Genomic DNA, 12,581 nt, shown 5'->3' with positions numbered 1-12,581 from the left:
TCTGCGCCCCGGGCGGGCGCGGCGGCTCCCGCATCAGGCCGGGCCGGGGTGGCTCCACCCCCAGGGTCATGGCGGGCGGGCCGTCCATGATGATGTTGATCCACAGCAGCTGGATGGCGGTAAAGGGCATCGGCAGGCCCAGCAGGGTGGCGGTGAGCACGGTGAGGATGGCGGCGATGTTGGTGGACAGCTGGAAGCGCACGAACTTGACGATGTTGTCGTAGATGGTGCGGCCTTCCTCCACCGCCTGCACTATGGTGGCGAAGTTGTCGTCGGTCAGCACCAGGGTCGCCGCCTCCCGGGTCACGGCGGTGCCGGTGATGCCCATGGCGACGCCGATGTCCGCCGCCTTGAGGGCGGGGGCGTCGTTGACCCCGTCGCCGGTCATGGCGGTGACGTGGCCGTCGGCCCGCAGCGCCCGGACGGGCTTGACCTTGTGCTGGGGAGAGACCCGAGCGAATACCGTGATGTCGTCGATGCGGCGGGCCAGTTCGGCGTCGTCCATGCGCTCCAGCTCGGCACCGGACAGCACCCCGCCCGGCAGCCCCAGTTCCCGGGCGATGGCCGCCGCCGTGGTCTTGTGATCGCCGGTGATCATCTTCACCTGGATGCCCGCGGCCCGGCAGTGGGCGATGGCCTCGGCCGCCTCGGGGCGCGGCGGATCCATCAGCCCCACCAGCCCCAGGAAGGTCCAGTCGCCGACCCAGCGCCAGAGATCCTCGCCCGGGTCGAAATCGCGGGCCGGGATCTCCCGCTGGGCCACGGCCAGCACCCGCAGCGCCTGACCGGCGAGGTGGTCGTTTTCCCGGGTGATGGCGCGGGCGGCGGCGTCGTCCAGCGGGCGGGGGCCGTCGCCGTGTTGCCAGTGGCTGGCGTGGCTGAGCAGGATGTCCGGCGCCCCCTTGATGTACATCAGCACCCGGTCGCCCCTGTGGTGGAAGGTGGCCATGAACTTGTGGGCCGAGTCGAAGGGGATCTCGGCGAGGCGCGGCGCGCGCTCCTGCTCCCGCTGGGGATCCAGGCCGCCCTTCTGGGCCAGCACATAGAGGGCGCCCTCGGTCGGATCGCCGATGAGCTTGCCGTCGCGCACCCGCGATTCGGTGCACAGCGCCATGGGCGGCAGCATGGCCGCCGGCCCGGGGCCGCCCTCGCTGTGGATCCGGCCGTCGCTGCCATAGCCCTGGCCGCTGGCGCTGAAGCGGTGGCCCGCGTGCCAGCCGGCCCGGGCGGTCATCTGGTTGAGGGTGAGGGTGCCGGTCTTGTCGGTGCAGATCACCGTGGTGGCGCCGAGGGTTTCCACCGCCGCCAGTTTCTTCAGGATGGCCTTCTTGCGCGCCATGCGCCACATGCCGATGGCCAGGGTCACGGTGACTACGGCGGGCAGGCCTTCGGGCACGGCGGCCACCGCCAGGGCGACCGAGGTCATCGCCGCTTCGGCCCAGGGCGTGCCGCGCAGCAGGGTCATGGCGAAGATGGCCACCACCACCACCCCGGCGATGGCCGCCAGCCGCTTGCCCAGCCGATCCAGCTGCCGCTGCAGCGGGGTTTCCCCTTCCGGGGCCTGGGCGATCAGCGTCGCTATGCCGCCCATTTCGGTGTTCATGCCGGTGGCCACCACCAGCATTTCGCCCCGGCCCCGGCTGACGGTGGTGTTCATGTACAGCATGTTGCAGCGCTCGCCCAGGGGCAGATCGTCCTCCGCCAGCGGCGGGGCGAGCTTGCCGACCGGCTGGGACTCCCCGGTCAGCGCCGCCTCCTGCACCTCCAGGGCGTGGGCGGCCAGCACCCGGCCGTCGGCCGGCACCTGATCGCCCGCTTCCAGCAGCACCAGGTCGCCGGGCACCAGCTCGGCGGCGGCCAGTTCCTGCACCTGGCCGTTGCGCCTGACCCTGGCCCTGGGCACCAGCATGCCCTTGAGCGCGGCCAGGGTGCGTTCCGCCCGGTGCTCCTGGTAAAAGCCGAGGGCGGCGTTGAACAGCACCACCAGCAGGATGACCACCGCATCCTTCAGATCGCCGATGGCCCAGGCCAGCCCGGCGGCAAACAGCAGCACCAGCACCAGTACGGCCTTGAACTGATCCAGGAACCGGAGCCAGGGGGGCGGGGCGCCGTTTCGGCCAGGCGATTCTCGCCGTACTCGGCCAGCCGTTGCCGGGCGGCCTGGTCGCTCAGGCCGCGACCGCTGTCGGTGTCCAGCGCCGAGGCGGTTTGCTCCGTGGTCAGCCGGTGCCAGCGCGGTGCCGATGTCTGCATGGTGGTGCTCCCTCCCGTGGGCGGCTCCGCCAGCCGCTACCCCTTCCACCATAGGGCCGGAAGGGGCGGGATGGCAACCACAAATAATGATAACCATCTGTTTTCAAATGGTTAAATGGGAAGGTCAGAGAACCATGTCGTGTTAAGTCCAGGCGGCGACGATGCCTGGGGCGCGGGCGGCCCGCCCGCATGAAGGAGGCACCGGGGTGGGCAAAGACAGAGCCCAACCCGCGATGCTCGTTCTGTCCCGCGCCTTTTCAAACCTGTGGCGTGGCAGACCAATCCGAGGGTTCGCGCCGTGCGCGAAGGCAGGCGGGCCGCCTGCGCTCCACCAGCAAGGTGCGCAGCTGCACACGGCGGTGTTTGCCTGCCGGCTACATGGTGCCTTAACCGGCCTGGCGGTGCAGCTCCCCGAGCAGGGTGACCGCCTCCCGGCTGAGGCGGGTCACCCGTTCCCAGTCGCCGGCTGCGATGGCGTCGGCGGGCAGCATCCAGCTGCCGCCTACCGTGGCCACGCAGCTGAGGCGGGCGTAGCCGGTGAGGTTGTCCGGGTTGATGCCGCCGGTGGGGCAGAAGCGTATCTGGGGCAGGGGGGCGGACATGGCCTTGAGCGCCGCCGCCCCGCCGTTGACTTCGGCGGGAAAGAACTTGAGCCTGCTGTAGCCGAGCTCGAGTGCCTGCATGATCTCCGAGGGGGTACTGACCCCGGGGATCAGGGGGGCGCTGCCCCGGGCGGCGTGCTGCAGCAGGCGGGGAGTGCAGCCCGGCGAGATCACGAAACGGGCGCCGGCGGCCACAGCGGCATCGTATTGCTCGGGGGTCAGCACGGTACCGGCCCCCACTAACGCCTCGGGCAGGGCTTCGGCGATAGCGGTGATGGCGGCCAGGGCCGCATCGGTGCGCAGGGTTACCTCGAACACGTCGATACCGCCGGCCAACAGGGCGCGGGCCAGGGGCACCGCCTGCTCGGGCCGGTCGACGACCATCACCGGCATCAGGGGGGAAGCGGCGAAGACCGCGTCGGGTTGGAGTTGCCATGTCATCTTGGTTCTTCCTCTTGTGAGCGGGCCGGTCGTGCCGGCGCCGGGGGTGAAAACAGGCTGGCGCCGTGCTCCGCGTCGGACACCTGCGCCCGCAGGGGAGCGAACAGCTCCCGGCCACAGCCGGCGTCGTTGTCGCTCAGGTCCGGGGTGGCGGACGGGCGCTCCTGGAGGGGGGCGTCCACCGTCAGGGTGCCGCGCTCCGCGTCCAGGGTGATCAGATCCCCGTCGCACAGCCGCGCCAGGGGGCCGCCCCGGGCCGCCTCCGGGGTCAGGTGCAGGGCCGCCGGTATCTTGCCCGAGGCGCCGGACAGGCGGCCGTCGGTGACCAGCGCCACTCGGTGGCCGGCCTGCTGCAGGTTGCCGAGCAGTGGCATTAGCTGGTGCAGCTCGGGCATGCCGTTGGCCGCCGGGCCATTGAAGCGCCCCACTATCACCCCATCCCGCTGCAATTCCCCCGCCCGGTAGGCATCGACCACCGCCTGCTGGCTGTCGAATACTCGGGCCGGCGCCCGGATCCGGCGATGCTCCGGCGCCACGGCGCTGACCTTGATGATGGCGCGGCCCAGGTTGCCGTCGAGCACCTTGAGCCCGCCGCTGGCGCTGAAGGGCTGGTCCCGGGAGGCGATCACCGTCGGATCCCGGGTGTCGGCGCAGGGGCGCCAGTGCAGGCGGCCGTCCACCGTCAGGGCGGGCGCACTGAAGTGGTCCTGGTAGTCGCCGTAAACTGGCAGGGCGTTGGTGTGCAGCAGCCCTCGTTCGGCCAGCCGGTGCAGCAGCAGCGGCACGCCGCCCGCCTGTTGGAAGGCGTTGATGTCGGCCGGGCCGTTGGGGTAGATCCGCGCCAGCAGGGGCACGGCGGCGGAGAGTTCGTCGAAGTCGTCCCAGTTCAGTACCCAGCCCGCGGCCCGAGCGATGGCCACCAGGTGCAGGGTGTGGTTGCTGCTGCCGCCGGACGCGAGCAGTGCCACCACCCCGTTGACCACCGCCTTTTCGTCCAGCACCCGGTACAGGGGGCGGCTCGCCACCCCCGTCGCCTGGGCCGCCAGGCGCATCGCCGCCTCCGTGGTCAGCGCGTGGCGCAGCGGGCTGTCCGGCGCAACGAAGGCGGATCCCGGCAGCATCAGCCCCATGGCCTCGAACACCAGCTGGTTGCTGTTGGCGGTACCGTAGAAGGTGCAGGTGCCGGGGGAGTGGTAGGCCCGGTTTTCCATCTCCTGCAACGCCTCGCGGCCGACCTGGCCGGCGGCGTACTGCTGGCGTACGCGGACCTTGTCCTCGTTGCCGATGCCGGTGGCCATGGGGCCGGCGGGGATGAAGGCAGTAGGCAACTGGCCGAAGCTGAGCGCGCCGATCAACTGGCCAGGGGCTATCTTGTCGCAGATGCCGAGCAGCAGGGTGGCGTCGAAGGCGTCGTGGCTGAGCGAAACGGCAGTGGCCTGGGCGATCAGATCCCGGGAGAGCAGGGACAGCTCCATGCCCGGCCGGCCCTGGGTGATGCCGTCGCACATGGCCGGCACGCCGCCGGCCACCTGGGCGCTGTGGCCCCGTTCGGCCAGTGCCGCCTTGATGGCATCCGGGTAGGCCTGGTAGGGCTGATGGGCGCTCAGCATGTCATTGTAGGCGGTTACTATGGCCAGGTTGGCCCGGGTCATGTCCAGCAGCCGTGCCTTCTGCGACGGGCAGGCGGCGGCCACCACATGGGCCAGGTTGCCGCAGGCCAGGCCTGCCCTGGTCTTGCCCTGGGCGGCCTGGTGCTCCATACGCCGCTGGTAAGTGTCCCGGCTGGTCTGGCTGCGGGCCCGGATCCGGGCGGTGACCCGGTCAAGGATAGGATGCATAAGGAACTCCCTGTTCGTTTAGTGTTGGTACCGGTTCCAGTTGCTGACAATCCTCCGCCTGACTCAGCCGGCCGGGCTGCGCAGCCGGGTCACGTAGCCGCGGGTGACTGCCGCCAGATCGTCCCCTTGCAGCGGAGATTCGATGCCGCGCGGTACCGTCACCGGCAGCCGAGGCAGTAGCGGGGCCCAGGTGGCTGGTGCCTCGTCGAGGGCCACGGCATGCACCTTGCCGTCATGCTCCCGGCTGGCCTTGACGTGGATGTAGTCCACAAAGGGCGCCAACTGGGCGGCGGCCTGGGACTTGTTTTCCCCCAGCCAGTGCCAGTTGGCCATGTCGAAGGCCATGCCCACGGGCGCGCCTTGCCGCGCGACAGCCTGGAAGAAGCGGAGCAGTGGCGCCAGGGTGCCGCCCTCCGGGGTCTGGTCGTTCTCGATCACCAGCCGGATATCGCCGGCGCGCAGCAGGCCCTCGAGGCCGGCCAGTCCGGGGTTGTCCGGAGCATGGCCGAGGGGCAGCTTGAGCAGCCGGGCGCCGAGCTCGGCTGCCTCCGCCAGCCGCTGCCGCAGACCGGCCAGATCCGGTCGGCCTTGCGGGTCGTACAGGGGCGCGGGTGAGGAATAGACGCAGCTCAGGTGGTGCGCCCGGATCTGCTCTCCCAGTACGGCCAGGGTGTCGCCCCGGTCGAGCAGCTCCTGGCGGATTTCCACGCCGTCCGCGCCACTGGCGGCGATGATCGGCAGCAATGCCGCCTGGCCACCCAGGGCACGAACCTTGTCGTGACCGTAGGCGGAAGTAACGACGATGACCTCTGTGTGCATAAGGGCTTCCTGTGGTTTGGATGCGAGCAGTATCGGAAAATAAAATGGTACCGGTTCCATTTTCAATTAAGAAAAGACGCGGCAAGGCCGGCTGTCAGCCGGTGCGAGCCAAGGCCGAGACATTGGCGCAGTTTTGGCCGAGGTCCCCATCGAGGGCGGCGATCAGGTTGTCAACCGCGCAGCGCACCATGGCCAGCCGGGTTTCGTGGGTGGCGGAGCCGATGTGCGGCAGCAGCACGGCGTTGTCCAGCCGGCACAGGGGCGAACTGCCCGGCAGCGGCTCGACCTCGAACACGTCCAGGCCGGCGGCGCGAATGCGGCGCTCCTGCAGGGCCAGGATCAGCGCCTGCTCGTCGATCACCCTGCCGCGCGAGCCGTTGATAAAGATGGCGTCGGGCTTCATCAGCGCGAACTGCTCCCGGCCGATGAAGCGCTCGGTCCCGGGTGTGAGCGGCAGCACCAGGCAGACGAAATCGGCCTCGGCCAGCAGGGCGTCCAGCGGCATCCGGGTGGCGCCCAGCAGCGCTTCCGCCTGCGGATGCGGGCTACGGTTGTAATAGCGGATCTTCATGTCGAAGCCGAGGTGGGCACGTCTGGCCAGGGCATAGCCGATGCGGCCCATGCCGATGATGCCCATGGTCTTGCCGTGCACGTCCACTCCGTAATGCTCCGGCCCTATACTGCCCAGCCAGCGGCCGTCGCGCACCAGGTTGGACAGCTCCACCACCCGCCGGGCGGTGGCGATGACCAAGGCGAAGAGGGTGTCCGCCGTGGTTTCGGTCAGCACCGACGGAGTGTGCATCAGGGCGATGCCGCGCCGGTTGAGGCTGTTCAGATCGAACTGGTCGATGCCCACCGAGATGGTGGATACCGCCCGCAGCCGGGACGCCTGCGCCAGCATCTCGGCGGTGATCGGGACGCTGGCGCCGATCAGCCCCTCCGCCTCGGCGAGGGCCGCCATGACTTCGGCCCTGTTGTGGGGGCCGATGCCGTCGAAGGCGCTGACCTCGAACCGCTCCCGCAAGCGGGCCAGCTCCGCCTCGGGAAGGGCTTTGTACAACACGATTTTCGGTTTCATGCGTGGTCCTTGTCGGCGAGCAGCCGGTCGAGGGTGGAACGGTCGGGCAGGCCTTCGCTGTCGCCGGCCACCTGGACCGCCAGCGAACCCAGCAGGTTGCCCCGCCGGGCGGCCCGGGCCAGGGGTTGGCCTTCCAGCAGGGCGGAGATCACGCCCACGGCGAAACTGTCGCCGGCACCCACGGTGTCGACCACCTTAGTCACCGGGAAGGGCGCCGCCGTACCCTGCTCGCCGCGGGCGGTCTTGTAGTAGGCGCCGGCGGGGCCCAGCTTGACCACCACGGTGCCGGCCCCGCGGGCCAGGTAAAAGTCGGCGATGTGCTCGGGCTCCCGCCGCCCGGTGAGGATTTCGCCTTCCTCGATGCCCGGCAGCACCCAGTCGGCCTTGCAGGCCAGGGCGTTCACTTCGGCCACCATGGTTTGTGCGTCCGGCCACAGACTCGGGCGCAGGTTGGTGTCGAACGACACGGTGCGACCGGCCTGCTTCATGCCGTCGAGGGCGGCATGAAGCAGGGCGCGCAGGCTGTCGGACACCGCTGCCGCCACCCCGCTCAGGTGCAGGTGCCGGCCGGCGGTGAAGAAGCTGGCGTCGTAGTCGGCGGTCGACAGGGTGCTGGCCGCCGAGCCCCGGCGGAAATACTCCACCCGGGGATCGCTGCCGTCGTCCGTTCTGGCCTTCAGTTGGAAGCCGCTGGGAAAGCGTGGATCCGTGATCACCCGCTCGGTGCAGATCCCTTCCCCGGCGATCGCACGGCGAATGTATTCGCCGAAGGCGTCGGCCCCGACCCTGGTGACGTAGCCCACGCCGAAGCCGAGCCGGGCCAGGCCGATGGCCACGTTCAGCTCGGCCCCCGCCAGGCGGCGGACATAGCTGCTGGCGTCCGCCAGGGGGCCGCTCTGCTGGGCCGTGAACATGGCCATGGCTTCCCCTATGGTCACCACATCCAGACTCTGTACCGATGTCATGGCATCCCCTCGCTTGTGAGGTTGAAGTTCGCGTCCCGACGGCGCCGGGATCCCTGGCTGCGGTCAGCCGGTGTCGGCCCTGGCCGACGGAAAAGGATTATGGGACCGGTTCCATTGAGTGTTAAAGTAGTGCTATCCAATTTTGTGAAACGGCTCAGAAAAAAAGCATAATATGACAGTGTCACGGCGGGAGATGCCGAAACCGGGGCAAGCACGGCGCCGGGTCCCCTCCGCCATGGTTGCCGTGCCCGAACAGGATGGTGTTGATTTGAAAAAAAACATTAAAAAACAAAGTCATGCAACTATATCCGACGTGGCCAGGCAGGCCGGGGTCGGCAAGACCAGCGTGTCCCGCTACCTCAATGGCGAGCTGCAGCTGCTGTCGGAGGATCTGCGCAGTCGCATCGGCGCGGCGATCAAGGCGCTGGATTACCGGCCCAGCCAGTCCGCCCGGGCGCTCAAGGCCGGGCGCTCCAAACTGATTGGCCTGGTGCTGGCGGACATCACCAATCCCTACTCCATCGGCGTGCTGCGGGGAGTCGAAAAGATCTGCAACGAGGCCGGCTACATGCTGATGGTGTGCAACACCAACAACGAGCCCGAGCAGCAGAATCGCTATCTCGCCTTGTTGAGCAGCCATCGGGTCGACGGCGTGATCATCAATTCCGTGGGCATGTCCGACGAGTCGCTGCAGGCCTTTGCCGACATCGACTGTCCCTTCGTCTTCGTGGACCGCAAGAGCGCCGGCTTCGACTGTGACGTGGTGGGCCTGGACAACCGCCAGGCGATGAACATCGCCGCCGCCCACCTGATCGAGCAGGGGTACGAGTCCATCCTCTTCCTGACCCAGTCGCTGGCCATCGATACCCGCAGCGAGCGGCTGAGGGCGCTGCGGGAGTTCGTGGGAGATGAGCCTGGCATGAGCTGCAGCCATTTCGAATTTACCAAGGAAGAACAGCAGGTTGACCACGCCATTGCGGATTTTGTGGCGGCCAATCGGGGGCTGAAGAAGGCCATCGTTACCGCCAATGGGGTGGTCACCATGATCACCGCCAAGGCCTTGAAACGGCTGCGCATCGACTGGGGAACCCAGATCGGCCTGCTCAGTGTCGACGATCTGGACTGGGCCGAGCTGCCCGGCACCGGCATTACCTCGGTGCGCCAGCCCAACCAGTTGATCGGCGAAACCGCTTGTACCCTGCTGCTCAGGCGGATCGAGGGCGATACCGGCGCTCCTGAGGCCCATTTGTATCCCGCTGAGCTGGTGATCCGCGGCTCCACCGCTATGTAGCGGTGGGGAACCGAAGCCAGCGTGCGCAAAAAACCGCCGGTGGGCGGTTTTTTTGTCGCCTTTTCCTGTAAATCCATGAGCTTCGTCACGCACTATTTTCTGATCTGCCGGGTGTCGTCACAAAATTGGCGTGAGTCCGTTTTCTTTTTTAGGAACCGGTTCCATTATTCTTTCGTGCCCAAGGGCTGTGCCTTGCACACGGAACATGACTCAGGATTTTGGAGGACGGAATGAAAAAGGTATTGGCGTTATTGGTAGCGGCGGCATTGGCGGGGTGTGGCGAGCAGGAGGCGGATTCCGGCGCCATCAACATCATCGCCGCGCACAACCAGACCAACATCTCCAGCCCCTATCAGACAGGGATGTTGAAGCTGAAAGAGGTGGCCGAGCAGGGCGGGGAGTTCAGCGTGGAGGTGCATGCAGGCACCATCGGCACCAACGAAAACGAACTGATGGAAAAGCTGGTGCTGGGCGGCGCCGACCTGGTGCTGGTATCGCCGGGCTTCATGACCTCCGCCGGTATCGATGAGGTTGATCTCTTCTCCCTGCTGTATCTGTTCGACGATTACGAGCACTGGGAGACGGTGGTCGACGGCGAGGTCGGCGACAAGATGGCGGACATCATCTTCGCTAAGTCGGGCGAGAAATACCGCGTCGTCGGCTACTGGTCGGCTGGGGTGCGCCACTGGTATGGCAAGCAGCCGGTCAACAGCCTGGACGACCTGAAGCAGATGAAGATCCGCACTCAGACCTCCGGGGTGGTGTCCCAGTTCTGGCGCGACGCCGGAGCGGTGCCCACCTCGGTGGCCTGGGCCGAGTTGTATCAGGCCCTGTCCAGCAACGTGGTCGATGCCTCCGAGAACGCCTACCCCTACCTGGTGCCGATGGAGCATCACAAGACCGCGAACGGCAAATACATTTCGGAAACCGGCCACGATTACACCACCCGGCTGCTGCTGCTGCGCAACGCCACCTGGGAGAAACTGGGCGACGAGCAGCGCACACGCTTCATGGCGGCGGTGCACCAGGCGACCCAGGCCGAGCGCCAGGCCATCTATACCGAGGAAAGCCAGTACAAACAGCAGGCCATCGAGGGCGGCGCCATCGTCAATACCCCGGACCGCCAGCCATTCATGGAGCTGGCGCAAGGGATCCAGCAGCAATGGGCCGAACGGCACGGCATGAGCGAGTTGGTTGAGCAGATCCGCCAGGCCCGGTAACGGTCGCCCGAGCGTGAAACCTCAAGGGATCGGCTGCACCCCGGGTGCAGCCCCATACAACGGGGAGTGACGATGGAACGATTTATCACCTGGTTGGCCAGGCTCCAGCTCGCGATCGGGACCCTGGCGCTGGTTATCTTCGTGGCCGCCACCCTGCTGCAGGTGTTGGCGCGCTACCTGAACATCTCGGTGCTGTGGACCGAGGAAGTGGCGGTCAACGCCTTTATCTGGGCGATATTTTCCGGTGCCGCCGTTATGGTGCGGGAGAAAAAGCACTTCAGCTTCAATGCGCTGGCGATGAAATTGACCGGTCGAACCCGCCTGGCGCTGGTGCTGTTCGAGCAGTCGGTCATGCTGGTGTTCTGCGTATTATGCGCTTTCTACAGCGTGGAGATCACCGATACCTTCTGGCATTCCAAATGGGTCACCCTGCCATCGTTGCAGCAGGGCTATGTCTGGCTGGTATTGCCGGTTAGTTTTGCGACTTCTTCGCTTTACCTGCTCGAGGGCATGTTGAAGGAGATCCGGGTCTGCGTCAAAAGGGAGAAGCCGGCATGGAGCTAGGGCTGATAGTGGTACTGTTCGTCGCCTTGATCATTCTCGGCATTCCCATTGCTTTTGCCATCGGCATCGCCGCCCTGATTGGGATATCCACGATAAGTGGCATACCCAATACGGTCATACCGATGAAGATGTTCTATGGACTCAACTCTTATGTACTGTTGGCGGTGCCCTTGTTCATCCTGACCGCCAACCTGATGAACAGCGGCAGGATTTCACGCAAATTGATCGACTTTTCCATCGCGTTGGTCGGCCGCAAGCCGGGCGGCCTGGCCCATGCCAATGTGATGGTGTCGATGATGTTCGCCGGGGTCAGCGGCTCCTCCACCGCCGACACTGCCGGGGTGGGCAAGATCCTGATCCCCAATATGACCAAGAAGGGCTACAGCCCAGAAATGGCGGTGGGGGTAACGGCGGCGTCGTCCACCATCGGCAGCATTATACCGCCCAGCATCACCATGGTGATCTACGGCGGCCTGACCAACACCTCCGTCGGCCAGCTGTTTATCGGCGGCCTGCTCCCCGGGTTGTTGATCGGCTTCGGCATGATGGCCTTGATCAGCCACTTCGCCAGGAAAGACGGACTGCCGGTGGCGGACAAGGTATCGCGCAGCGAATTCATGGCGCTGCTGAAGGACGCCATTCCGGCGATGATCACCCCGCTGATCATCATCGGCGGCATCGTCGGAGGCATCTATACTCCCACCGAGGCGGCGGCGTTCTCGGCGGTGTACGCCTACCTGATCAGCGCCTTCTACTACAAGACCATCAGGTTGAGCGATCTGCCCGAGATCTTTATCGACACCCTCAAGCTGAGCTGCCTGTCGCTGTTCGCCCTGGCGGCGGCCTCGGCACTGGGCGAGTTCCTCGGTTACTACCGGATCAACAGCCTGGTGGCCGAGTTTTTCGCCGGGCTGGGCGGCAACAAGTACCTGTTCATGTTTGTGGTGGTGCTGCTCTTCCTGTTCATCGGCACTTTCATGGACGCGATACCGGCCATGGTGCTGTTCGTGCCGGTGGTCTACCCGACCGCCCTGCTGCTTGGGGTGGAGCCGGTGCAGATGGGGATCATCGTCATCATCACCCTGTCCATCGGCCTGATCACGCCACCCTACGGCCTGTGCCTGCTGATCGCCGGCACCATAGGAGGTTTGCCGCTGAACAGGTCGTTCAGCTCGGTTCTGCCTTATATCTCGGTGATCATCCTGGTGCTGCTGGCGGTGATCGTCTTCCCCTTCCTGCTGCTGGTGTAGCGTTACACGATATCCAGCGGTTCCTTGCGCCGGGGCGGCGGGAAGGCGGCGTCCAGCCGGGCCAGGACCTCGTCGCCCAGCCGCAGGTGCAGGGCCCCGGCGTTCTGTTGCACATGCTCGGGCTGCACCGCTTTGGGGATGGCGATGACGTCGCGCCGGCCGTTCACCGGGCGGATGGCGGACGACGGCATCCCCAAAGCGGGGCAGCCCGGGCAATGGTTCTTATACCCAACTCCCGGGCCACGACAACAGCGCCCGAA

General features: G+C 66.6%; 12 protein-coding genes. 4 read left to right on the top strand and 8 right to left on the bottom strand.

Annotated features, from left to right (window positions below; genetic code table 11):
* From CGX12_RS17035 to CGX12_RS17010, 7 genes are all read right to left on the bottom strand, one after another.
* A partial coding sequence (locus tag CGX12_RS17035; RefSeq protein WP_217898201.1) for a cation-translocating P-type ATPase occupies positions 1 to 2,059 on the bottom strand: 2,059 nt, incomplete at its 3' end.
* Positions 2,008 to 2,253: a cation-transporting P-type ATPase gene (locus tag CGX12_RS20130; protein WP_217898200.1), complete on the bottom strand. Its 246-nt coding sequence runs from the start codon at positions 2,251 to 2,253 to the stop codon at positions 2,008 to 2,010. The genes CGX12_RS20130 and CGX12_RS17035, both read right to left, overlap by 52 nt.
* A gap of 386 nt (positions 2,254 to 2,639) precedes the next feature.
* Positions 2,640 to 3,296, bottom strand: coding sequence for a bifunctional 4-hydroxy-2-oxoglutarate aldolase/2-dehydro-3-deoxy-phosphogluconate aldolase (locus tag CGX12_RS17030; protein ID WP_094041040.1), 657 nt, complete (start codon positions 3,294 to 3,296; stop codon positions 2,640 to 2,642).
* Positions 3,293 to 5,134 carry a phosphogluconate dehydratase gene (gene edd, locus CGX12_RS17025; RefSeq protein ID WP_094041039.1) on the bottom strand — a complete coding sequence of 614 codons (1,842 nt, stop codon included), beginning with the start codon at positions 5,132 to 5,134 and terminating at the stop codon, positions 3,293 to 3,295. The genes CGX12_RS17030 and edd overlap by 4 nt, the downstream gene beginning before the upstream one ends.
* A gap of 63 nt (positions 5,135 to 5,197) precedes the next feature.
* A complete protein-coding gene (locus CGX12_RS17020; protein ID WP_094041038.1) occupies positions 5,198 to 5,953 on the bottom strand; it encodes a sugar phosphate isomerase/epimerase family protein in 756 nt (251 codons plus the stop codon).
* A 94-nt stretch (positions 5,954 to 6,047) separates the two neighbouring features.
* Positions 6,048 to 7,031, bottom strand: a complete 984-nt coding sequence (locus tag CGX12_RS17015) for an NAD(P)-dependent oxidoreductase (protein ID WP_094041037.1) — start codon at positions 7,029 to 7,031, stop codon at positions 6,048 to 6,050.
* Complete coding sequence (locus CGX12_RS17010; protein ID WP_094041036.1) at positions 7,028 to 7,996, bottom strand: sugar kinase; 969 nt, start codon at positions 7,994 to 7,996, stop codon at positions 7,028 to 7,030. Before CGX12_RS17010 ends, CGX12_RS17015 begins: the two co-directional genes overlap by 4 nt.
* A 268-nt stretch (positions 7,997 to 8,264) precedes the next feature.
* Here CGX12_RS17010 and CGX12_RS17005 point away from each other — a divergent pair, with 268 nt between their 5' ends.
* From CGX12_RS17005 to CGX12_RS16990, 4 genes are all read left to right on the top strand, one after another.
* Positions 8,265 to 9,287 carry a LacI family DNA-binding transcriptional regulator gene (locus CGX12_RS17005; protein WP_217898199.1) on the top strand — a complete coding sequence of 341 codons (1,023 nt, stop codon included), beginning with the start codon at positions 8,265 to 8,267 and terminating at the stop codon, positions 9,285 to 9,287.
* A 230-nt stretch (positions 9,288 to 9,517) separates the two neighbouring features.
* Positions 9,518 to 10,507 (top strand): TRAP transporter substrate-binding protein, encoded by a 990-nt coding sequence (locus tag CGX12_RS17000; protein ID WP_094041034.1) that lies wholly within the window; start codon positions 9,518 to 9,520, stop codon positions 10,505 to 10,507.
* 72 nt (positions 10,508 to 10,579) lie between these two features.
* Entirely contained in the window at positions 10,580 to 11,071 is a 492-nt protein-coding gene (locus CGX12_RS16995) for a TRAP transporter small permease (protein ID WP_094041033.1), read from the top strand.
* Complete coding sequence (locus tag CGX12_RS16990) at positions 11,062 to 12,321, top strand: TRAP transporter large permease (RefSeq protein WP_094041032.1); 1,260 nt, start codon at positions 11,062 to 11,064, stop codon at positions 12,319 to 12,321. Before CGX12_RS16995 ends, CGX12_RS16990 begins: the two co-directional genes overlap by 10 nt.
* 2 nt (positions 12,322 to 12,323) lie before the next feature.
* Here the strand turns inward: CGX12_RS16990 and CGX12_RS16985 are convergent, their stop codons facing one another.
* Positions 12,324 to 12,512 carry a hypothetical protein gene (locus tag CGX12_RS16985; protein WP_217898198.1) on the bottom strand — a complete coding sequence of 63 codons (189 nt, stop codon included), beginning with the start codon at positions 12,510 to 12,512 and terminating at the stop codon, positions 12,324 to 12,326.
* Positions 12,513 to 12,581 lie beyond the last annotated feature (69 nt).

This window comes from Zobellella denitrificans (assembly GCF_002237365.1).
In the GTDB taxonomy this organism is placed as follows: Bacteria; Pseudomonadota; Gammaproteobacteria; order Enterobacterales; family Aeromonadaceae; genus Oceanimonas; species Oceanimonas denitrificans.
This window is presented reverse-complemented; position numbering and strand designations above follow the sequence as displayed.